We start from the raw sequence: 22,412 nt of genomic DNA, 5'->3' as shown, positions 1-22,412 counted from the left end.
TCAGTCCACGAGGGCCACGTACACGGGCGTGCCGAGCAGCACCGGCTGCGGGCCGTCCGGGCCGCCGGCGTCGCCGTCCAGCAGCCGCTTGGCCACGAACTCGAGGTTCTGCGTCGGTCCGCGCAGGTCCCGTACCGCCTTCCGGACGGTCTCGAGCGCGCCGAGATCCCCGTCGATCTCGTCCTCGACCGCGTCGACGACCAGCTCGTCCTCCAGCTCGGAAGAGGCGATCCCGTCCAGGAGCTCCGGGGCCATCGACCCCGTGGAGAGCCCGCTCTCCGGCGTGCCCGAGCCGAGCAGATGGCGGCCTGACCCGCCGAGCCCCACCGACTTGCCCTCCCAGGTGCCGCCGAAGAACGCGAGCGGTCCGCCGGTCTCGCTCGGGATCACCCGCCAGCGCATGGGCATCAGCCCCCAGAAGAAGCTCTCCGGTGCGTCGAGCGACCCGACCGACCGGGTGTCGCTCAGGTGGCGGACCACCCGTTCGAGCCGGGCGATCCGGTCGGCGCCCGGGACCGACACGGAGGTCCGCCTTGCGCCGAACATCTTCAGACCGATGGACAGCTCGGTCTGGTGGCCCTTCGTCGAGCCGGGGTCGATCTGCGGCAGCATCATGTCGATCTTGGAGTCCGAGATGTACAGGTAGTAGCTCAGTGACACCGTGGCTCCTCGTTAAGCATGAGCGTGTTCGCAGGTCATGGTATCCGTCGGCGGCGTACGGGATCATGGGACGCATGCACCGGTCCGTCGACGTCGAGCACGCCGTCCGCCACGCGCTGCTCCGGAGCGCCGACCTCCTGCAGCAGTCGGACGCCGTGCTGGCCGAGTACCTCGGCGCCGTGGCGAGCATCCCCCTGCACCTCACCGCCGACCTCTGCGACGGCCCGGGTCGCGACGCCGTCCTCCGGGAGCTGGCCGCGCAGGGGACGCCGGAGGCCCGAGCGGTCCTGTACGCGATGGCCGCCGCCAACGACGGCGAGCTCGAACGGCTCGCGGGTGCCGCGGCCCGGTCGATGCTCCCTGTCGTCGACGACCCGCCCTGGCTGCGCGACGCCATGGCGCCGATCGAGCTGCGGCGCGTCATCGGCCTGGTCGGCCGCCAGGACCCGGCCGAGCAGGCGGTGCTGTACGTCTTCCGGCGCGCACGGCGGGCGCACGGCTTCCTGGTCGAGATCGAACCGGGCCGGGAGCTCCCCCGCGAGATCACCTGGGCCTCGAACGAGGACGGGCGCGCCTGGCTCAAGCAGCTGAAGAAGGGGACCTGGAAGAACGGGATCGCCTACATGGTCAGCTTCGACGACGCCGGGCGCGGTGTCACCCTGCTCGAGGGCATGATGCACAACACCGTCCACGCCCAGCTCACAGCGCTGGACGACTGGCCGCTCGCCGCCGACCTGCTGCGCGCCGACCCGCTGCCAGGGCTCCCGTCGCTCCTGGTGCTCCTGCGGAAGTCGCTGCGTTCGGCGCTCGCGCTGGACGAGTGGCCCTACCTGGACGGGACCCCGTGGGCACCGTGGCGGCCCGTCGCCGCTGCCCGGTCCCGGCCGGCGGCCCATACCGCCGACGGCCACACCCTGACCTTCGTGTCCACCGGTGACGGCCTTGCGGCTGTCCGGGCGCTGGCCGGTTCCTCCCCCGCGCTCCGGCACGCGGTGGACGAGCTGTACGAGGCCGAGTCGGTGGCCCTCGCGGACGGCGACGGCACGACCCGGGCCGAGGCCGCGCTCCGGGTGGTGCGGTTCGAGGCGCTCGACCGCCCCGAGCTCGACCCGGTACGGGCCTGGGCGCTGGCCTCAGCAGGGCAGACCGCGCTGGTGGAGTCGCAGTTCGTCGAGGCCGCCGCACGGCTCACCGAGGCCTACGTGCTGAGGGCGGACGCCGACACCGGCTCGGTGATCGACGAGCCCGAGCTGCGCCGAGGGATCGGCATCGCCACCAGCGGCGTGCAGCTGCGCCTGGGCGGCATGCTGTCGCAGCTCGGCGCGGCCGAGACCTTGTCGCAGCTGTCCGACTCCGAGCTGGAACAGGCCCCCGGACTGATGAACCGGCTCCGGGCGATCAGCAAGGGGTACGTCGACTCCCGGCAGTGGGAGCCTGCGATGGCCTGCCTGGACGCCGCGGGGGTGGTCGGCTTCCTCACCCGTACCGTCAGCCCGGCCCACCGCCTCGCCTACGTCGAGGTGATCGGCGCGGTCGCCGACGCCAAGGCCCGCCAGGGGGACGTCCTCATGGGGCTGCGCGCGACGTCGGACGGGCTGGGCGAGGCGATAGCGGCGCTGACCGCCGAGCCGACTTCACGGAGCATCAAGATCTTGCGGGCCGCACTGGGCATGGAGGCCCTGATGCCCGTCCTCTCGGCTGCCCCGGGACGGCACCCGCTGGTCGTGGAGTGCGAGACCCTGCGGCACCGCGCCGACGCCACCAGCTTCGAGGCGGGCCCCACGCTCGACGAGTCGGCGCGCCGGCTGCTCCAGGGCGCCAGGACCCTCAAGGCGAAGTTCGACGAGATCATCGCGAACAACGAACGAGGCTGACCCGGGGCCCGAGGGCCCCGGGTCTCGTCATGCGGGCCGCGGCGTCACGGCGCGGGCCAGCACCCCGTGCCGTGGTGCGAGCAGCCAGGCCAGGAGGAAGACGGCGGTCGCGACGAGCACGATCGTGCCGCCGACCGGCAGGTCGAGGCTCCACGACAGGTACAGGCCCACCAGCGCCGATCCCCCGCCGATGGTCGGGCCGAGCAGCATCATCGGGCCGAGCCGGTCGGTCAGGAGCCGGGCCGCGGCGGCTGGCGTGACCAGCAGCGCGAGGACCAGCACGTTGCCGATGGTCTGCACCGAGATCACGATGGCGGCCGCGACCACCACGTACAGCAGCAGGTCGAGCCGGAGCACGGGCAGCCCGAGGGCGCGGGCCGTCTCCCGGTCCAGGCTGACCGCGACCAGCTCCTTGTGGAAGGCGGACAGCACCGTCATCAGCACCAGCCCGACCACGAGCGCGATCATGACGTTCTCCTCGGGGATGCCGACGATGGACCCGAACAGGAAGTCCTGCAGCGACCCCGCGTACCCGGGGGCCGCCGAGATGATCACGATCCCGAGCGCGAACGCGGCGACGAAGAAGACGCCGATCACCGAGTCCTCGCGCAGCCGGCGGTTCTGGGAGAACAGCGCGACGAGCAGCGCCGTCGTGATGCCCGCGATGGCGCCGCCGAGCACGAGCGAACCCTGCAGCACGAAGGCGATCGCGAGGCCGGGGAACACGGCGTGCGCGACGGCGTCGCCGATGAAGGCCATGCCGCGCAGCACCACGTGGGTGCCGACGACGCCGCACACCACGCTGGAGAGCACCGCCATGAGCAGCGCCTTGGGCAGGAACGCGAGGTCGGGGTTGAGCAGGTCGCCCACGAAGTCGACCGGCGAGATCACGCGCGGCCACCGCCGTCCGGCCGGCCCTGCGCGACCTGCGCGATCGCCGTGAGCAACGGCGACCCGGCGGAGACGCCGAACGCCGTCATCCACGGCTCGGGCCCGGCCAGCTCGGCCGGCGTGCCCGACGCGACCACCGTCCGGTTCAGCAGGCACAGGCGGTCGCACGCGTGGACCGCGCCCACCAGGTCGTGGTTCGTCATGATCACTGCTCGTTCCTCGTCCGCGAGCTCGCGGAACAGCTCGGTCAGGTGTTCCTGCGTGGGTACGTCCAGGCCGGTGAACGGCTCGTCCAGCAGGAGGATCCGCGGATCGAGGGCCAGCGCGCGAGCCACCAGGACCCGTTGCCGCTGCCCGCCCGAGAGCTCGCCGACCGGCCGGGTCCGCAGGTGGATCATCTCCACGCGGTCCAGCGCGCGGCGTACCGCCCGGTAGTCGTCCGTCCCGGCGCCGCGCAGCCAGCCGATCCGCGCGACCCGCCCGGTCAGCACCGCCTCCTCGACGGTGACGGGAAAGTCCCAGGCGAACTCGTGGCGCTGCGGCACGTAGCCGATCGACCGCGTCGCACGGGCCGACCGAGTACGCGCCGACCGGGCGCGTGCCCTGCCCGAGCGGACCTCCTCGCCCGCGACGCTGATCCGGCCGGACGACGGCACCAGTCCCAGCACGGCCCGCAGCAGTGTCGTCTTGCCCGCACCGTTCGGGCCGACCAGGCCCAGCAGCTCGCCCTCGGCGACGTCGAGCCGGACGTCCTCCAGCACGGGCCGGCCGCCGAGCACGACCGCCAGGTCCCGCACCTCGAGCACAGCGGCGGACGCCGCCGCCACCGAGGTGCTCGCGTCGCCCGAGATCGTCGCCGTCATGCCTCCTCCCCCGCGTCCTGGTCGGCGGCGGCCCGCGCCCGGCGGGTGCGCACCACGCGGACGATCAGGACCAGGAGCAGCACCAGTCCGGCTGCCGCGGCCCACCAGACCGGCGCGGCCAGGCCCGCGTCGTCCGAGGAGGCGCTCGCCTCCGGCGCGTCCAGGACCCCAGCATCCGTGTCGGACGACGGCGAGGCGTCCGGTGAGCCGCCTGCGCTCGGCTCGCCCGCCGCTGGGGTGGCGTCGTCGGCCACCGCCGCGAGCGCCTCCGCCGGATCGGTGTCCTCGCCGACCGCGAACACGAGGGTGCTCTCGTCCTCGGCCTGGGTCCCGTCGGTCAGCTCGGCGAGCATCGTGACGTCGAGGCGGTAGATGCCGGGCTCCGTGAAGACCCAGTTGGCGTGGACGTGGGTGTTGACCTCCATCCACAGCTCCTGCGGCAGGGGTTCGCCCGAGTTCCACAGCACGTTGGGCGGCCCGGTGACGCCCTCCTGCAGGAACACGAACACCTCGCCGGGACCGTCCACGCCGTCGAGACGCAGCGACGCACCCTGCTCCACCGCGTCCACGACCCGGGGGTCCTGGGTGTTCCAGCCGAGCCAGACGACGCCGGGCGCCTGCGTCTGCGGCACCACGTGCAGCGGCGTGCCGGGTTCGACACCGAGGAACTCGTAGTCGGGGCCGTCGGGCGCAGGCAGCACCGCCGCGTCGCCGAGGTGCAGGACGGTGCGCTCGGGATCGCGCCAGACGGACGGGACCTCGCGGTCGTCGCGCGCGAGCATCGTCCACTCGCCGTCGATGAACCGCGGCCCGACGTCGACGTGCCCGTCGGTCACCACGGCGTCCTCGGTCACCACCTTCTCGTCGGCCTCGACGGTCTGCTGCAGGCCGGCCTCGTCCGAGCGTGCGGACGGCGCGTCGGCCAGGGCGGCCGGCGCGACGCCGAGGGTGAGGCCGGCGAGCAGCGCCGCCGTGCACGCGACCGCGCTGCGGCGCCGCGCGGTCCGGGATGTCATCCGCGTGGTCCGGGATGTCATGGGGTACTCCTTCATGTCAGGCACCGGCGGAGGCTGTCGGCGTTGGCGCGCATCAGGTCGACGTAGGTGGTGACGCGGTCGTCGAACGCGTCGGAGTAGATGGCGCACACGCGCAGGTCGTTCTCGCGGGCCACCTCGGTGAGCACCGTGGACCGCGCGGCGAGGTTGGGTTCCAGGAAGACGGCGGGCACGTCGAGCGCCTGCACGGTCCGGGTCAGCTTGATCCGGTCGGCGACGCTGGGCTCGGACGCGGGGTTCGGCGTCACGAAGCCCGCGATGTCGACGTCGTACGCCCTGCCGAGGTAGGCGAACGCGTCGTGCGTGGTCACCAGGTGCCTGCGCGACCTGGGGATCTGAGCGATGGTGCGCTCCACGTAGGCGTCCGTCTCCCGCAGCTCGGCCAGGTAGGACTCGGCGTTCGCCCGGAACCGGGCCGCCTGGCCGGGTGCGGCAGCGGCCAGGGTGTCGCGGATGACCTCGACGTACGCCTGGGCGTTGCGCACGTCCTGCCACAGGTGCGGGTCGATCTCGCCGTGCACGTGCTTGCCGAGGACCGCCTGCGGCAGCAGGTAGACCTGGTCCCCGGGGCGGCCGAGGAACCCGAACCCCGGTTCGGCGGGCACCGAGGCGAGCGCCTTGTTCGGCACCGACACCACGGTCCGGGCCGGGTCCAGCGTCGCGGCCTGCGCGTGCCCGCCATCGTCGTGGTCGCCCTCGTCCTCGTCCGCGGCCTCGTCCACCGGCGCGTCGGCCTGCAACAGGATCGCGCCGTCGTCGAGGTCCACCGTGACGTCCGCGTGCCCGCCGTCCAGCACCCGCGCGCCCGCCATACCCGGCACGGAGTGCGGGTCGACGCCGACGGCGAACGTCACGGTCGCCTTGCCGAGCTCCTGCGGCTGACCGCCCGGCTCGGCGACCAGGTCGGACTCCAGCTCCAGCCGGTAGCTGCCCGGTTCGGTGAACGCCCAGCTCATGTGCGTGTGCGCGTCGGTGGGCAGGGTGGCCGTGTCCCGGGCGTACCCGTCGGCGGCGTCGAAACCGTCACCCGAGTCGAAGTAGGTGCGCGGCCGGCCGAACGTCTCGGTCAGGTATCCCGCCAGGCGTCCGGGCCCCTCGACGTCCGTCGCGCGCAGGCGCACCTCGGAGGCGCGCGTCGCCCCGAGCTCCTCGCCCGCGCCGCTCACCCGGAGGCCCAGCCAGACGGTGTCCAGGTTGACGTTCTCGACCAGCGGGATCACCTCGGCGGCGTACTTCGTCGCCGACTCCGCCAGCGAGATGTTCGGGGCGCCGTCCGGCAGGTTCGCGTCGAGCGTGGTGACCACCGAGTGGTCCTCCAGCAGCAGGTAGTTGCTGAAGGCCACGTCGGCGTAGACGACGTCGCGCACGTCCCGCAGGGTCGGGTCGTAGGAGTGCGGGTCGCCGGTGGGCGGCACGATCGAGGTGACGTCCACCGCGTCGCCGGCGACGTTCCGCACCAGGTCGGCGAGGATCGCGGTGGTGGTCACCACGTGGAGCCTGCCGTCGTCGGCCGCGCCGGTGTCACCCGCGCAGCCCGCGAGGACCAGCGAGCACGCCGCGACCATGCCGACCGCGGCGGCCCGCCCTCGTGAGGTCGCGGTCATGCCCGGCGACGCCGCTGCGCGACGACGATCAGCAGCCCGCCCGCGAGCAGGAGGAGGCCCGCCAGCGCGAGCGGCTGGAACACGCTCGCACCCGTGCTCGCCAGGGCCGCGCGCTGCGCGGCGCTGAGGTCGCACTCCTCGCCCGACGGCGTCCGCCCCACGTAGGTCGTCCTCGTGGTGGTCCCCGCGGTGTCACCGACGGAGAACTTCAACGTCGCCGCGTCCGAGGCCGTGCCGCCGCTCTTGAGCGGGACCGACTGCGTCATGGTCACCGAGTAGACGCCGGGCTTCGTGAACGCCCAGCTGGCGTGCACGTGCTGGTTGAGCGGCACGGACATGGACCTCGGGAAGCCCTCCAGGGTGCCGAAGTTCTTGGCCCCCACTCCCCCGAACGTGCCCGTCGCGTACACCCCGAGCTCGCCGGGCCCGTCGACGCCGTCGAGCGTGAAGGTGACCGGTCCGTCCGCCGCCTCGATCAGGCTGGGGTGCTGCGTGTTCCAGCCGATCCACGGGACGCCGGTCTCCTGGACCTGACCGACCGACCAGATGGTCGAGCCGGCCGTGCCCAGGAACGCGAACTCGCTGCCCGCAGGGACCTTGTCCTCGGCCGCCTCGCCCAGCTTGAAGGTGAGCGACGCCGGGTCGACCCAGGACGAGGGCTGCTCGCGGTCGTCCTTCACCTGGGCGACGAGCTTGCCGTCCTCCACCATCGAACCGAAGTCGAAGTGACCGGAGGAGATGCCGCCCACCTCGGGCGTGCTCACCTCGCTGGTGACCGGCTGGGCGACGCACTGCGGGTCGTCCTGGCCGGTCCCGACGGCTCCCGGGTCGGTGCCCGGGTTGTTGTCGTCGCTCGGGTCCTTCTCCGGATCCGTGCCCGGGTCGTCGTCCGGACCGGTGCCCGGGTTCTTGCCCGGGTCCTTCCCCGGGCCGTCGCCGTCGGGGTCGTCGGTCTGCTCAGCTCCCGCACGGAAGTGGTAGTCGACGGCGGGCCCGGTGATCGTGCGGCCGTCGGACGTCCGCAGGCGCGGGGTCACCTTCAGGTGGTAGTCGCCCGCCGCGGTGAACACCCAGTTGGTGTGCACGTGCGCGTTCGCGGCCACGGGGATCTTCCCGCCGTCGGACGCCCTGGTGTCGATGTACCGGTTGACCGGCTGCCCGAACGAGTCGTTCTGGAACGTGAACACGTCACCAGGGCCCGTGACCTTCACGACCAGGGACACGGGACTGCCCGCGGCGGGCGTGATCCCCGTCCCCGCGAGCGACGGAAGGAGCCGTTCCGTGCTCCAGCCGGCCCACGGCAGGTACGCCTGGTCGCTGCCCGTCTGAGAACCGAGCCAGGCAGTCTTGCCGCCGTGCTCGCCGAGGAACGCCCAGGCGCCCGTCGCCTCGGGCAGCTCCACCTGGCCGCGCGGGTCCGCGTAGGCCAGCGTCACCTTCGACGGCGAGCGGTAGACGGTGCGGTCGGCATGGATGCGGCTGTCGTCCTTGACCGACAGGGCCAGGCGCCCGGACGCGGCGTCATACCTGGTCTCGAACACGTCGGCGTGCCCGTGGTCGAGCACGAACCGGCGGTCCTGGTCCGGTACCGGGGCGGTGCCCGGGTCGGTCGGCGTCGGGCTGGGCGTGGGCTTCGGGGTCGGTGTGGGGCGCGGCGTCGGGGTCGGGCTGGGAATCGGCGTAGGGGTGGGGGTCGCGCTGGGTGTGGGGCTCGGTGTCGGGGTGGGCGTCGCAGTGGGCTCCGGCCGCTCGCCGACCCGCACGTGGTAGGTCGCGGCGTCCCCGGTCACCGTCGCGCCGTCCGACGTCGCGAGCGACGGCGTCACGGTGAGCGTGTAGTCACCCTCGGCGGTGAACACCCAGTTGCTGTGCACGTGCGCGTTCGCCGCGACGGGGATGGTCCCGCCGTCCGAGGTCGTCGTGTCCACGTACCGGTTGACCGGCTGGCCGAACGAGTCGTTCTGGAAGGTGAACACGTCACCCGGACCGTCGACGGCGACGTCGAGCGACACCGGCCGGCCCGGGGCGGGAGTGATCCCGGTCCCGGCCAGCGAGTCCAGGAGCCGCTCGGTGCTCCAGCCGACCCAGGGGCTGTACCCCTGGTCCTCGCCGGTCTGCGAGCCGAGCCATACGGTGGCTCCGCCGTGCTCACCGAGGAAGGCCCAGCCGCCCTCCGCCGCGGGAAGCGTGACCTGGCTCTGCGCGTCCTCGTAGGCCAACGTCGTCGACTCGGGGGTCCGGTAGACGGGCCCGCCGTCGTAGATCCGGGTGTCGTCCCGGACCGACAGCGCGAGCTTGCCGGTCTCGGCGTCGTACGTGGTCTCGAAGCCGTCGACGTGGCCGCGGTCGAGGACGAACTGGCGGTCGGGCACCGCGGCGGACGCCGGCCCCGCGGCGAGCGCCGTCGGGCCGAGCGCGGGGACGACCACCGCGCTGAGCAGCGCGACGGCGGCCGCAAGGGCTCCGAACTTATGAGAACGATTCTCAGTCACGGATCGAAGTGAACCAGGACTGAGAATCGTTATCAAGAACGAATGTGGCATTTCACCCGGCGCTGGCGCGGTGCCGCGCTCGTGACCAGCGCCGGAGTCCGACCAGCACGAGGCCGGTTCCGACGAGCGCGATCGCGAGCAGCGCGACCGTGCCTGCGCTGAATCCGGTCGCGGCGAGGTGCCCGCCGTCCGGCGCGGTGGCGGTCGGGGGTGTTCCGTCGTTCCCGGTCGGCGAGGCGCCGGGCGGGGGCGTCGGGTCGTCGTCACGGCCCGGGCCGTCCGGGCCGGGGCTCGGGCTGGGACTCGGGCTCGGGCCGGGACCGTCCGGACCCGCGTCGAACTCCTCCGCGGTGAGGCCGCAGTGCTCCTCCGTCACGCGGCGGGCGTCCACGCCGACGGCGAAGAGCAGGGTCGCCGCGTCGGTCGCGGAAGTCGGGCCGTCGCCGTCGAGCGCCGTCTGCGAGACGTCCAGGCAGTACACCCCGGCGACGTCGAACGCCCAGGAGCCGTGCGCGTGCTGCGCGTAGTCGAGCCGGTCCGTGCCGGGGCCGAGCAGCACGCGGGGCGCGCCGAAGCCGTCACCGCCGGAGTCGAAGAGCACAAAATCGCCGGGTCCGTCCACGGCGAGCAGCGCCCAGCGGACGGCGTCCGCGGCGCCGCCGTCCGCCACGTCGAGGTTCCAGCCCGGCCAGACGAGGTCCGGGGTCGGGCTCTCGGGCAGCACCCAGATCCGGTCGCCGGGTTCGCCCAGGAAGGCGTACCGCTCGTCGTCAGGTACGACGACGCCCGCGCCGTCCGGCACGGCGAACGCCACCTCCGACGGGTCGTGCTCCTCGGACGGGACCGCGGCGTCGTCGCGCACCACCGTGGTGAGGCCGGCGCCGGTGATCCGGGCCAGGAGGTCGACGTGGCCGCTGCGCAGGACCGTCCGGTCCGTGACGGGCCACCCGTCCGGGTCACCAGGGCCACCGGGATCGCCCGGGTCGCCCGGGTCCGGGTCGCCGGGATCACCGCCGGGCGGGCACGGCTCCACCCCTGCCGGGTCGATGCCTGCCGCGACGGTCAGCGTGGTGGTCGCCGCCGCCGCGGTCCCGTCTGCCGTGGCGCCCGCGAGCATGGTCGTCACGCAGTACCGGCCGGGTTCCGTGAAGACCCAGCGCAGCAGGTGCACCCCGCCCGGGCTGACCGACGAGCCAGACGCCTCGTGACCCGGGACGGTGCTGAGCAGCGCCCCCTTGTGCCCGGCGACGAGCGCCTGCTGGTCGTCGACCACGAGGAAGCCGCCCGGGCCCGTCGCCCGGTCGAGAGTCCAGGTCAGGTCCCCGCGCCACGCGTCCCGGTCCAGGTGCGCCAGGTCGAGGTCCACCGCGTTGAGCAGGCCCGACCCCGGCCCCAGCTGGTACCCGTCCACGTACTCCTGCTCGGCGTCGCGCCAGTTCTCGAGCAGGCGCTCGACGTGCAGGCCGCGCGAGGTGGTGCCCGTCGCGAGCACCACGTCCGCCGGGTCGTGGCGCACGCCGTGCCCGCGCAGGTCCCCGGTCACCAGGTCGGCCCGCAGGTCGCCGTCGGCCAGGCGCGGTGCGAGCGCGGCGAAGGATGCCCGCCCCCGTTCCTCCGGGGCGGGGACGCGCGTCACCTCGCCCGGAACAGCATCCTCCGGGGTGTCGTCATGGCTGCGCGCCCGGTCGGCGTCGCGCTGCATGCAGGTGGGCGCCGACGTCGGATCGTGGGCCGAGCCGCCGACCACGAAGGTGAGCACGGCGTCGTCGTCGCGCGCACCGCCCTCCACCGCCGCGGCGGTGGAGGTGAGCCGCACGCAGTACGTGCCCGGGGCGGTGAAGTCCCAGCTCAGGTGCTGGTGGGCGAGCGCAGGCGCGAGCGCCGGGTGGGCCTGGGGCAGGCCCTGCCGGGTGGAGAACCAAGGGGCTGCGCCGGAGCGGACGTGGTCCTCGTCGGCGCCGAGGAAGAACTCGCCGGGCGGCGGGCCGCCGTCCGCGCCGGTCACGCTCTCCAGCCGCAGCATCGGCAGGCTCTCGTAGTCCTGCGCGCTGAACGTCTCGGAGGAGACGCCGAGCCACGGCAGGCCGGTCTTCGGCACCTTGGGCAGCCGGTGGATCACCGAGCCCGCGGGCGCGAGGAACGTCGAGTCGGCGGACGCCGTCGGTTCGGGCACGGTGACCCGCGCGGCGTCGGGCACGTGGACCACGAGCGTCGCCGGGTCGTACCAGCTGAGGGTGCTGCCGTGGGACTCCCGCACCAGCAGGCGCAGCTCGTCGGCGCCGGGGCGCAGGGACAGGTCGGAGTGTGTGGCGGGCAGCAGCACGTTGTTGCGCGGGTCGGTCAGGTCGTCCGGGTCGGGGGTGCCCGGGTCGGGATCGGGGTCGGGGTCGCCAGGACCGTCGGGCGGGAGCACCGGGAGGTCGGGATCGACCGGGGCACCACAATCGGCCGTCGCGGCGTCGGGCACGTTCCCGACGGCCACGCGCACGGTCACCGTCGGCGAGGTCCGGACCTGTCCGTCGGTACCCGTCACCGAGACCCGCAGGTCCAGGCAGTGCAGCCCCAGTTCCGAGAACAGCCAACCCTGGGCCTGCGGCGGCGAGATGCTCGTCGTGCTCGGCGTCCAGATGACGTCGGAGCGCAGCCCGTACCCGGCGTACCAGACGCGGCTCATGGGCACGTCGGGCATCGGGACGGGGCCGCCGATCGCGACCAGCCCGCCTCCGCGCACCCCGGTGATCTCCCATGCGACGCCGTTCCGGGCGACCTGCTCGCGCGGCAGGCCGTAGTTGTTCAGCCGCGGCACGACGTCGGTCCCCGCGTAGTCCAGCGTCGGGAAGTCCTGGCTCGTGGCCCACAGCGGTGTTCCGGGCGGACCGAGCGGCGCCAGCCCCGCGTCGTCCGGGGTCGTGAGGGCGATGGGCCGCGGCACGGAGACGACCACGTCGTCCGGGGCGTACCGGTCGGAGATCGTGGTGGGGCCGGCCTCGGCGGACCAGCCGACGTCGATCGCCGGCTCACCGTCCACGAGCAGGGCGTTCACGAACGCGTTGCCCTCGTCGAGGACGATGCGCGACGGCGGTTCGCTTCCGGTGCCGGCCAGCGCCGACCAGGCCGTGGCGGATGCTGCGACAGGCATACCTACCGCGACGAGCCCTACGGCAAGTGCGGCAGCCGCGGCGCGGCGACCCGGTACGGACGTTCTGACCACGAAGGGCGTTCCTCTCGGTGTGGGCCATCTCGGTGCGGGCCATCTCGGTGCGGGCCTGTCCAGCAGGGCCCGGGTAGTGCGGGGAGGGCGGTACGGCCGCCCTCCCCGACCAGCGACTACCGACCAGGTCAGGAGCGCTTGAGCGGAAGCGTCTCGGACAGCACGGGCGCACCGCCGTTGACGCTCACGTCGAACGACAGCCGGTAGGTCCCGGTGCGGCTGAAGGACCACGCGAGGTCCTCGTGCCCGGAACCGTCCAGCACGAGGCTGCCGGAGGCGGCCGTCCGGGTGGCTGTGAAGCTGCCCGCGCCGCCCGTCCCCGAGACCCGCCCGCCCGTGCTCGATCCCGCGAGCACGTTCGGCTCGAACACGACGTCGAGACCGCCACACGACGCGCCGGGCTCGACGGTGAAGCCGACCTCAGGACCGGTGGTGCCGGTGAAGGTCAGCCAGTCACCCGCGGGCAGCTCCACCTCGGTGCCGCCGACGTGCTCGTGCACGTGCACCGCGACGTCGGTCACCCCGCCGAACGCATCGCACTCGACCTCGGCGGCGACGTCGAAATGGCCAGAGGTGCGGTCGGCAGCGGCCGCCGGTGCCGCAAGGGCCCCGGCCATCGCAGCGGTCGCACCCATCGTGACCAGCACCGTCGCGATCCGACGCCCGCTCTTTCGCTCGATCATCATCTGATTCCTCCATCTCGGTGCACGCCCGAACGCGGACAAATGAGAACGATTCTCATGCACGCGAGGAGTGAAGCAGTAGTGAGAACCATTATCAAGAGCAGGTCCCGCAAGTTCACCCACCCCCGGGGTACCCGCAAGGCGTTAACGATAATGATTCTCACTTCTGATATGGTCTGCGCCGCGGCCATGGCCGCGCCATGACCCGTTCTTGAAAGGAGCAAGCTCCGCCCTCGCGACACCCCGCGGAGCTCAGAAACGCATGAAACTCACCGCACGAACCCGCTCACAGGCAAGGACCCTGGTCGCCCTCGGCCTCGTTCTTCCCCTCACGGCACTGGCTGCCTGCTCCTCGGGCGAGGCCGGGGCCGGCTCCGACGAACCGGCCTCACCGGCCACCAGCGAAGCCGCGGAGAACCCGGCGACCGAGGAGGCCACCTACACCCCTCGCATCGCGATCACCTACGACGGCGGTATCCAGGTGCTCGACGCCGGGACGCTGGACTCCGTCGGTGAGTTCGAGCTCGACGGCTTCAACCGCCTCAACGACGTCGGCGACGGCCGGCACCTCCTGGTCTCCACGACGGGCGGGTTCCAGGTCCTGGACGCCGCGGCGTGGGCCGAGCCGCACGGCGACCACTCGCACTACTACACCGCCGAGCCGCAGCTGACCGACGTCAGGTTCGACGCCGAGACGCCCGGTCACGTCGTGCCCCACCACGGCCGCGTCGCACTGTTCGACGACGGCACGGGCGAGGTGACGGTCTTCGACGCGAGCGAGGTCACCGACCCGGAGCGCGAGACCCGCTCGTTCGCCACGCCCGAGGCCCACCACGGTGTCGCGGTCGAGCTGCACGACGGCTCCCTCGTCGTCTCCGAGGGCACAGAGGACGCCCGCACTGGCATCCGGGTGCTCGACAAGGACGACAAGGAGATCGCGTCGTCCGACGAGTGCCCCGGCGTGCACGGTGAGGCCGTCGCCGCCGACGAGGTGGTCCTGATCGGCTGCCAGGACGGGGTGCTGATCTACAAGGACGGCAAGATCACCAAGGTCGACAGCCCTGACTCCTACGGGCGTATCGGCAACCAGGCCGGCAGCGAGGAGTCCAGCGTCGTGCTGGGCGACTACAAGGTCGACGAGGACGCCGAGCTGGAGCGTCCCGAGCGCATCTCGCTCACCGACACCGAGACCGGCGAGCTGACGCTCGTTGACCTGCCCTCGAGCTACACCTTCCGGTCGCTGGCGCGCGGTGACGACGGCGAGGGCCTCGTGCTGGGGACCGACGGTCAGATCCACGTGATCGACCCGGAGAAGAAGAAGCTGGTCAAGTCGATCCCCGTCATCGACGAGTGGGAGGAGCCCATCGAGTGGCAGACTCCCCGCCCGGCGATCTTCATGCTCGACGGCTCGGCGTACGTCACCGACCCCGCGACCAGGTCGATCCACGCCGTGGACATCGAGACCGGCGAGGTCTGGCTGACCAAGGAGCTCGAGGTCGAGCCCAACGAGATCAACGGCATCTCCGGGAACGTCGAGGAGGGGTCGACCGAGTTCGGCAAGAGCGACGAGCACCCCGAGGACGACCACTCCGAGGAGTAGGACGGCGACCCACTCGGACACGAGTGACCAGGGCTGACCCTGGCGCCCCGCAGGAGTGGTGGCCGCGACACCGCCGGTGTCGCGGCCACCACTCCTGCCCTCAGCACTGCTCCACCTCTCACCACACCGCCGAGGAACCTCATGACCTCCCGCCCCCGTGCCCGATCGCTGTCCGCCGCAGCAGCCACGCTGCTGGTCCTGTCCACGACCGCCGCGTGCTCACCCGACGCCCAGGAAGACACGGTCGACGTCCTCACGTCGTTCTACCCGCTGCAGTACGTCGCCGAGCAGGTCGGCGGCGAGCACGTGAACGTCACGAACCTCACGCCCGCCGCCGCCGACCCGCACAGCATCGAGCTCTCGCCGGCCCGGGTGCGCGAGATGGGCCAGGCCGATCTCGTCGTCTACCTCTCCGGTATGCAGCCCGCGACGGACGAGGCCCTGGAGGCCGGCCCACCCGAGCGTCTGCTCGACGCCGCCGAGGCGGCAGGGCTGGAGGCCGGGCCCAACGGTGCCGCCGCGGCGCCGTCGGGCAGCACCGCGCTCGACCCCCACTTCTGGCAGGACCCCACCCGGCTCGCGGACGTCGCACAGGGCATCGCCACAGAGCTCGCCGACGCCGACCCGGCGCACGCGGCCGACTACGCCGCCAACGCCGACGCCTTGGTCGCCGAGCTCGACGCCCTGGACCAGGACTACCGCGACGGGCTCGCGCGGTGTGCCGGGGCAACCCTCGTCGTGTCGCACGAAGCGTTCGGGTACCTGGCCGAGCGGTACGACCTCGTCCAGGTAGGCATCTCCGGGATCGACCCGGAGGCCGAACCCTCACCCGCCCGCCTGCGCGCCGTGCGCTCCGTGGTCCAGGACGACGACGTGCAGACCGTCTTCTTCGAGGTGATCACCAGCCCGAAGGTCGCAAGGGCGCTCGCCGAGGACCTCGGGATCGACTCCGCCAAGCTCGATCCCATCGAGGGTCGGTCCGACCCGAACGCGGACTACATGGACATGATGCGGGAGAACCTGGCTGCCCTCGAGGACGGTCTCGTCTGCGAGCACTGACCGGGGCGGTGTCAGCGCCGTGTCAGGACGGTGTCCGCAGACCGGGCGAACATCTCCGGCATGGAGAACACACAGGGGCTCGCAGCCTCCGCACCAGACACCCGAACGAACCGGATGGTCGATCTGCTGCTCGCCGACCGCCATTCGCTGCCGCTGTCCATAGCGCTCCACCTCGTACCAGGCGTCCTGATCGTCGCCGTCTACCTCGCCCTCGCCCAGCCACTGGTCCGGGCCCTCGACTATCCGTCGTTCCTGGGCTGGGCGATCGCGCTGACCGTCGTGCTCTTCCCGCTCCAGCTCGGCCTGCTCTGGCTGGGGCGACGCCGCACCGGGCGGTACTCGCTGCGTGGCGTGCTGGGCTACCTGGATAAGCCGGTGCCGCGCGGCAGGCTCGTGGCGATGGTCGCGGGGCTCATCGTGTGGTTCGTCGCGGTCTCGAGCGCGCTCACCGCCCTGGACGCCGTCGTCTTCGAGGCGTTCTTCACGTGGCTGCCGTTCGACGACGTCGGCGCGAGCGCCACCACCTACCTCGACGGGAACAGCCGCACGGTCATGATCATCACGCTGGCCGCCTCCATCCCGTTCACCGGGTTCTCGCTCCCGCTCATCGAGGAGTACTACTTCCGCGGGTTCCTGATGCCCCGGCTCGCGCACCTCGGCGCGTGGGCCCCGGTACTCAGCACCGTCCTCTTCTCGCTGTACCACCTCTGGTCACCGTGGGTGTTCCTGTCCCGCGTCATCTTCTTCTTCCCCGGGCCCTGGTTCGTCTGGAAGAAGAAGGACCTCCGCCTGTCGATCGGCATGCACGTCGGCACGACCCTCCTGATGTCGACGTTCGGCACCCTGGCCCTGGTCCTGGGGCTCATGTAGCAGCGAGCGTGACCGCGACCAGCCGATCCCAGCCCGTCTCCGCACCCACGCGAGCCGCCTCGGCGAAGCCGTCGTCGCCGAGGCGGCTCCGCGCCACCTTCTCGATCCGCGCCAGGTCCGGGTCCGAGCGGTCCGGCAGCCCGCGCACCTCGGTACTGGCCCCGAGCAGCCGTGCGGCCTCCTCGGGACGTCCGCACCGCAGCGCGAGGTCCGCGACCCCGACGAGGCTCTGCGCGAGCATCGGCGCGTACCCCGCCTCGGCGGCGGCCCGGCAGGCCGCCGCGCGATGCCTGCGGGACTCGCCCAGGTCGTCGGCGAGGTAGCCGAGCTGGTGGTGCGTCACCGCGCTGAGATTCGCCGTCCCGTCGCCCAGCCTCGTCAGCACGAGATCAATCTGTCGGCGAGCCTCCTCGACGTCGCCGGCCCACCGTGCGAGCTCCGCCCTGGCCAGCGCCACCTCCACCAACGCCTCCGGCCATGTGACCCGCTCCGCGAGCCGCGCCGCCTCGACCATCGCCGCGACGCTCGCGTCCTCGTCGCCCAGCAGCCGGTACAGCCGCGCCTGCCCCGACCGCATCCGGATGACGTCCTCGACGGCGCCGACCTCTGCCACCACGGCGACTGCCTGCTCGTAGTACTCGGACGCCATGGCGAACTCGCCGCGCGTCGCGACCCGGTCCGCCAGCTCGGTCAGGGCGAAGGAGATCCCGAACCGTTCGCCCAGCGCCCGGAACTCGGCGAGCGCCTGCTCGAGGTAGGCGTCGGCGTCCTGTCCGGGACGGCCGAGCACCACGCGCATCTTGCCGAGCTGCAGCCGGCCCAGCGCACGCGCCCAGGGGTCGTCGTTGTCCAGCACCGATTCCCACGCGCTCACGGGATCAGATCCCTGCAGCATGCGCTCCAGGGGCACGACCAGCCCCAGCAGCGGGCTGTGCGGCCCGTCGCGCAGGCTGATCCCGTAGGCCTTGTGGATCCAGTCCGCTGCCTGCCGCTCGTCGGCGGCCCGCCCGGAGCTCGCGAACATCACGACGAGCGAGTAGACGGCGGCGCGGGTCCGGTCGTCGACCTCGCCGGGCAGCTCGGCGGCCGCGGTGATGAGCTCCAGGCCCTCGGTCTTGTGCCCGCTGAGCCACCAGTACCACCCGGCTCCCGCCGCGAGCCGCATCGCCGCGCGTGTCTCGCCCGCTGCGAGCGCACCGCGCATCGCGGCGCTGAGGTTGTCGTGCTCGCCCGCGAGCGTGGTGAGCCCTTGCAGCTGCTCGGGCCGGCGCAGCTGGGGCTCGATGGTCTCGGTGAGCTCGACGAACCAGTCCAGGTGCGCCCGGCGGGCCAGGTCCGACTCGCCCGCCTCCGCGAGGCGTTGTGCGGCGTACTCCTTGATCGTGCCGAGCATCCGGTAGCGCGGGCTGCCACCGGCGTCGGCGATCAGCAGCGACTTCTCGGTCAGTGCCGTGAGCAGGTCGAGTACCTCCGCCTCCCCGGCGGCGTCGCCGGCACAGACCCGCTCGGCCGCGTCCAGGCTCGCCCCGCCGACGAACACCGACAGCCTGCGCAGGACCGTTCGTTCGGCGTCGGTCAGCAGCTCCCAGCTCCAGTCGACCATCGCGCGCAGCGTGCGATGCCGGGGCAGCGCGGTGCGGCTGCCGCCGGTCAGCACCCGGAACCTGTCGTCGAGCCGGTCGGCGAGCTGGTCGACGGACATCGTGCGGAGCCGGGTCGCGGCCAGCTCGATCGCCAGGGGCATCCCGTCCAGCGACCGGCAGATGCGAGCCATGGTCGTCAGCGTCACGGCATCGACCGTGAGGTCCTGGCGGGCCGCCCTCGCCCGCTCGCGCAGCAGCCGGACGGCCGGCGCCGACTCGATCTCACCGAGGTCGGCGTCCTGCGTCGGCACCTCCAGTGGGAGCACCGGCCACAGCGCCTCGCCGGTGATGCCGAGCGGCTCCCTGCTCGTCGCCAGGATCCGCAGCTGCCGGCACTCTCCGAGGAGGCGGTGGGCGAACGCGGCCGCGTGCTCGATCACGTGCTCGCAGTTGTCCAGGACCAGGACCATCTCCCGCTCGCGGAGCGCGGCGACGAGCCGTTCGGCCGGTTCGAGGTCCGTCGCCTCCCCGAGCAGCGTGTCGCGCAGGCCGAGACCGGCGAGCGTCGCCTGTGCGACGTCGCCGTCGGCGCCGACGACCGCGAGCTCGACCAGCCAGACGCCGTCCGGGACGTCGTCGACCAGCGTGCGGGCGGCCTCCGTGGCCAGCCTGGTCTTCCCCGCACCGCCCGGCCCGGTCAGGGTGGTCAGCCGGTGCTCGCCGACCATGGCGCGGACGGCGGCGATATCCGAGTCCTTGCCGACGTAGCTGGTCAGCTCGGCACGCAGGTTGGTCCTCCGACTCTCGTCCCGGGGTCCGACCTCGCCGCGCAGCAGCGCGACGTGCAGCGCGGACAGCTCCGTCGAGGGGTCGACGCCGAGCCCGTCGGCCAGGGCCTCTCTCGTGCGCTGGTAGACGAGCAGCGCGTCCGTGTCGCGGCCGGCGGCGGCGAGCCCGCGCATCAGCGCGGCGACGAGCCGTTCGCGCAGCGGGTGGGCCGCTACCAGATCCGTCAGCTCCGGGACCAGGCCGGCACCGTGACCCAGGCTGATCTCCGCATCGAAGCGGTCCTCCAGGGCGGTCAGGTGCAGCCCTTCGAGCCGGGTGACCGCTGCGTCGAACGCCGTGCTGCCCTCCAGGTCGACGTCCTGCATGGCCTTCCCACGCCACAGCAGCAGCGCCTCGCGCAACAGCTGCACCCGCCGTGGACCGTCGGCGGTACGCGCCCGGTCCACGAGACGCTCGAACCGCAGCGCATCGACGGCGTCAGGGTCCACCAGCAGCCGGTAGCCGCTCGGCTGCCCCTCGATCGAACCGTCCGGGAGGACCTTCCGCAGCCGGGAGACCAGGCGCTGCAGGGCGTTCGTCGCGTCGGACGGCGGCTGCTCGCCCCAGATCCAGTCGACGAGCGTCGCTCTCTGGACCGCGCGGCCGGCGTTGAGAGCAAGGGCGATCAAGAGCGCCCGCAGCCGCGAGCCCGGTACCTCGGCGAGGACGCCGTCGTCCAGACGCACCTCGAGCGGCCCGATCATCCCGATCTGCACCCGGGCGATTCTGCCACGGGCCACGGGCTACCTCGGCGGCACCTGCTCGATCCGGGTCCACCCCTTCCAGCCGCGCTCCTCCAGGAGCGCCATGACCCGCGCCCCGGCCGGCGAGGACTCGACCACCGTCCGGTCCATCAGGTCGACGAAGGACTGGTCGAGCGCCTCGTCGCCCTGCTCGCCGGCGTCGACGGCCCGCCGCACCACACGCTCCAGGACATCGACGATCTCGACGATCCGGGGGTCGTCGGCCGACCAGTGGACGCCCTCGTTGATCAGCAGGTAGAGCTTTACCGTGTCGGGGTCGTCCAGCTCCCGCTGCTTCATCGCGATCACCGCGTCGATCTGGTCCGGCGCGCGGGCGGCCACCATGATCCAGGCGTCCCGCTCGAGCTCGATGTACTGCTCGTCGAGCCCCAGGCCACGCAGCCGCCGGAGGTAGTCCAGGACGCTCTGCGGGAGCGCCAGGCTCTCTCCGGCGGCGAGCCTGGCGATCCGCCTGCGGTTCTCCCGCAGCCGCCGCATCTCGGCGCGCAGTCCCTGGTCGATCTCCTCGACGGCGTCGGCGAACTCCTCCGGAGCGGCGTCGAGCAGCTGTTGCACCCTGGCCAGGGGGACGCCGGCGTCGGCAAGGGTGCGGATCCGGATCAGACGGACGACCGCGGCGACGTCGTACGACCGGTAGCCGGAGCGGTCCCGCTCCGGCTCCGGAAGCAGCCCGATCTGGTGATAGTGCCGAACCGTGCGCACTGTCACCCCGGCGTACGACGCCACCTGGCCGATCGTCAGCATGCTGTCCAGCGTGCCCTAGGAGATCTTGCGGCGGTAGGCCGCCATGGCGAGGTAGAAGGTGACCACGAGGATGCCGACGCACCAGCCCAGGGCGACCCAGATGTCGCTAGCTACCGGCTGCTGGTCCAGGAGGGCGCGGATCGTGTCGACGATCGAGGTCACCGGCTGGTTCTCGGCGAACCAGCGCACCGGCCCGGGCATGGTCTCGGTCGGGACGAAGGCCGAGCTGATGAAGGGCAGGAAGATGAGCGGGTAGGAGAACGCGCTGGCGCCGTCCACGGTCTTCGCGGTGAGCCCGGGGATGACCGCGAGCCAGGTCAGCGCGAGCGTGAACAGGACAAGGATGCCGGCCACGGCGAGCCACGCCACCAGGACGTCCGCGCCGGAGCGGAAGCCCATCAGGAGCGCGACCAGCACGACGACGGCGATCGAGACGAGGTTGGCCACCAGCGACGTCAGCACGTGCGCCCAGAGGACCGACGACCGTGCGATGGGCATGGACTGGAACCGCTCGAAGATGCCGCCCTGCATGTCCAGGAAGAGCCGGAACGCTGTGTAGGCGATACCCGAGGCGACGGTCATGAGCAGGATGCCGGGCAGCAGGTAGTTCACGTAGCTTCCGGTGCCTGCGTCGATAGCGCCGCCAAGTACGTAGACGAACATCAGCATGAACCCGATGGGCATGAGCGCGGTCGTCATGATGGTGTCCGGGCTGCGGAGGATGTGGGTCAGGGAGCGCCGGGTCAGGGTGCCGGTGTCGCTGAAGAAGTGGCTGGTCATCGCTGGTCCTCGCTGCTCTTGCCGTTGCCTGCGGTGGTGCCGTCGCCGCCGACTGTGGCGAAGAAGACGTCTTCAAGGGTGGGCTGCTTCTCGACGTACTCGACCTCGGCCGGCGGCAGCAGCGCCTTGAGCTCGGCCAGGGTGCCGTCGACGATGATGCGGCCCTGGTGCAGGATCGCGATCCGGTCGGCGAGCTGCTCGGCCTCGTCGAGGTGCTGGGTGGTGAGCAGGACCGTCGTGCCGCCGTCGGCCAGCTTCTTGACGGTGCGCCACACCTCGACGCGTGCCTCGGGGTCGAGGCCCGTCGTCGGCTCGTCGAGGAAGATGACCGACGGGTTGCCGATCAGGCTCATCGCGATGTCGAGACGGCGCCGCATCCCGCCCGAGTAGGTAGCGGCCCTGCGCCCGCCGGCCTCCGTGAGCGAGAACCGGGCGAGCAGGTCGTCGGCGATCTTGCCGGGATCGGCCAGGTGGCGCAGCCTGGCGACCAGGACCAGGTTCTCCCGGCCGGTGAGGATTCCGTCGACGGCGGCGAACTGACCGGTCAGGCTGATCGACTCGCGCACCTCGGCGGCGTGGGTGGCGACGTCGTACCCGTTCACGCTCGCGGTGCCGGAGTCGGCCTTGAGCAGCGTGGACAGGATCTTGATGGCGGTGGTCTTGCCCGCGCCGTTGGAGCCGAGCAGGGCGAAGATGCTGCCGCGCGCGACCTCGAGGTCCACGCCCTTGAGCACCTGCAGGTCCTTGTACGACTTCTCCAGCCCGCGCACGCGGATCGCGGGTGCTCCCGCGCCGGCTCCGGGACTCGTTCCGATGTCCGTTCTTGTGTTCATGCGACGAGGATGCGGGGT

The 22,412-nt window shown here is 72.4% G+C and carries 16 protein-coding genes; 4 read left to right on the top strand and 12 right to left on the bottom strand.

Annotated elements, in window-relative coordinates; genetic code table 11:
* Complete coding sequence (locus AB0I32_RS03730; protein WP_357503008.1) at positions 1-660, bottom strand: SAVMC3_10250 family protein; 660 nt, start codon at positions 658-660, stop codon at positions 1-3.
* A 74-nt stretch (positions 661-734) separates the two neighbouring features.
* On the opposite strand from AB0I32_RS03730, the gene AB0I32_RS03725 reads away from it, so the two are divergent.
* A complete protein-coding gene (locus AB0I32_RS03725) occupies positions 735-2,534 on the top strand; it encodes a hypothetical protein (RefSeq protein WP_357503006.1) in 1,800 nt (599 codons plus the stop codon).
* Positions 2,535-2,561: 27 nt separating this feature from the next.
* Here the strand turns inward: AB0I32_RS03725 and AB0I32_RS03720 are convergent, their stop codons facing one another.
* The 7 genes from AB0I32_RS03720 to AB0I32_RS03690 all read right to left on the bottom strand — a co-directional run bounded on the left by AB0I32_RS03720 (position 2,562) and on the right by AB0I32_RS03690 (position 13,336).
* On the bottom strand, positions 2,562-3,425 hold the full coding sequence (locus tag AB0I32_RS03720) for an anchored repeat-type ABC transporter permease subunit (protein ID WP_357503004.1): 864 nt from the start codon (positions 3,423-3,425) through the stop codon (positions 2,562-2,564).
* Positions 3,422-4,288 carry an anchored repeat-type ABC transporter ATP-binding subunit gene (locus AB0I32_RS03715; protein WP_357503002.1) on the bottom strand — a complete coding sequence of 289 codons (867 nt, stop codon included), beginning with the start codon at positions 4,286-4,288 and terminating at the stop codon, positions 3,422-3,424. Before AB0I32_RS03715 ends, AB0I32_RS03720 begins: the two co-directional genes overlap by 4 nt.
* On the bottom strand, positions 4,285-5,325 hold the full coding sequence (locus tag AB0I32_RS03710) for a choice-of-anchor M domain-containing protein (protein ID WP_357503000.1): 1,041 nt from the start codon (positions 5,323-5,325) through the stop codon (positions 4,285-4,287). Before AB0I32_RS03710 ends, AB0I32_RS03715 begins: the two co-directional genes overlap by 4 nt.
* An 11-nt stretch (positions 5,326-5,336) precedes the next feature.
* Positions 5,337-6,947 (bottom strand): anchored repeat ABC transporter, substrate-binding protein, encoded by a 1,611-nt coding sequence (locus AB0I32_RS03705; protein ID WP_357502998.1) that lies wholly within the window; start codon positions 6,945-6,947, stop codon positions 5,337-5,339.
* Positions 6,944-9,439, bottom strand: coding sequence for a TIGR03773 family transporter-associated surface protein (locus tag AB0I32_RS03700; RefSeq protein WP_357502996.1), 2,496 nt, complete (start codon positions 9,437-9,439; stop codon positions 6,944-6,946). Before AB0I32_RS03700 ends, AB0I32_RS03705 begins: the two co-directional genes overlap by 4 nt.
* A 52-nt stretch (positions 9,440-9,491) precedes the next feature.
* Positions 9,492-12,650 (bottom strand): choice-of-anchor M domain-containing protein, encoded by a 3,159-nt coding sequence (locus AB0I32_RS03695; protein ID WP_357502994.1) that lies wholly within the window; start codon positions 12,648-12,650, stop codon positions 9,492-9,494.
* A 128-nt stretch (positions 12,651-12,778) separates the two neighbouring features.
* Positions 12,779-13,336 (bottom strand): hypothetical protein, encoded by a 558-nt coding sequence (locus AB0I32_RS03690; RefSeq protein ID WP_357502992.1) that lies wholly within the window; start codon positions 13,334-13,336, stop codon positions 12,779-12,781.
* A 259-nt stretch (positions 13,337-13,595) separates the two neighbouring features.
* On the opposite strand from AB0I32_RS03690, the gene aztD reads away from it, so the two are divergent.
* The 3 genes from aztD to AB0I32_RS03675 all read left to right on the top strand — a co-directional run bounded on the left by aztD (position 13,596) and on the right by AB0I32_RS03675 (position 16,862).
* Complete coding sequence (gene aztD, locus AB0I32_RS03685; RefSeq protein WP_357502990.1) at positions 13,596-14,933, top strand: zinc metallochaperone AztD; 1,338 nt, start codon at positions 13,596-13,598, stop codon at positions 14,931-14,933.
* 141 nt (positions 14,934-15,074) lie between these two features.
* Positions 15,075-15,992 (top strand): metal ABC transporter substrate-binding protein, encoded by a 918-nt coding sequence (locus AB0I32_RS03680; protein ID WP_357502988.1) that lies wholly within the window; start codon positions 15,075-15,077, stop codon positions 15,990-15,992.
* A 60-nt stretch (positions 15,993-16,052) separates the two neighbouring features.
* Positions 16,053-16,862 (top strand): CPBP family intramembrane glutamic endopeptidase, encoded by an 810-nt coding sequence (locus AB0I32_RS03675; protein WP_357502986.1) that lies wholly within the window; start codon positions 16,053-16,055, stop codon positions 16,860-16,862.
* Here AB0I32_RS03675 and AB0I32_RS03670 read toward each other — a convergent pair.
* Genes AB0I32_RS03670 through AB0I32_RS03655 form a run of 4 tightly spaced genes read right to left on the bottom strand, consistent with a single transcriptional unit; the run spans position 16,855 to position 22,394 of the window.
* On the bottom strand, positions 16,855-20,013 hold the full coding sequence (locus tag AB0I32_RS03670; protein ID WP_357502984.1) for a BTAD domain-containing putative transcriptional regulator: 3,159 nt from the start codon (positions 20,011-20,013) through the stop codon (positions 16,855-16,857). The genes AB0I32_RS03675 and AB0I32_RS03670 overlap by 8 nt on opposite strands.
* Positions 20,014-20,016: 3 nt before the next feature.
* On the bottom strand, positions 20,017-20,781 hold the full coding sequence (locus AB0I32_RS03665; protein ID WP_357502982.1) for a MerR family transcriptional regulator: 765 nt from the start codon (positions 20,779-20,781) through the stop codon (positions 20,017-20,019).
* Between the two features lie 15 nt (positions 20,782-20,796).
* Positions 20,797-21,561, bottom strand: coding sequence for an ABC transporter permease (locus AB0I32_RS03660; RefSeq protein WP_357502980.1), 765 nt, complete (start codon positions 21,559-21,561; stop codon positions 20,797-20,799).
* Positions 21,558-22,394: an ABC transporter ATP-binding protein gene (locus AB0I32_RS03655; RefSeq protein WP_357502978.1), complete on the bottom strand. Its 837-nt coding sequence runs from the start codon at positions 22,392-22,394 to the stop codon at positions 21,558-21,560. The genes AB0I32_RS03660 and AB0I32_RS03655 overlap by 4 nt, the downstream gene beginning before the upstream one ends.
* Positions 22,395-22,412: the final 18 nt, after the last annotated feature.

Source organism: Promicromonospora sp. NPDC050249, from assembly GCF_040656015.1.
GTDB lineage: Bacteria > Actinomycetota > Actinomycetes > Actinomycetales > Cellulomonadaceae > Promicromonospora.
Note: the sequence above shows the minus strand (reverse complement) of the source record. Positions and strands in the feature narration are given on the sequence as shown.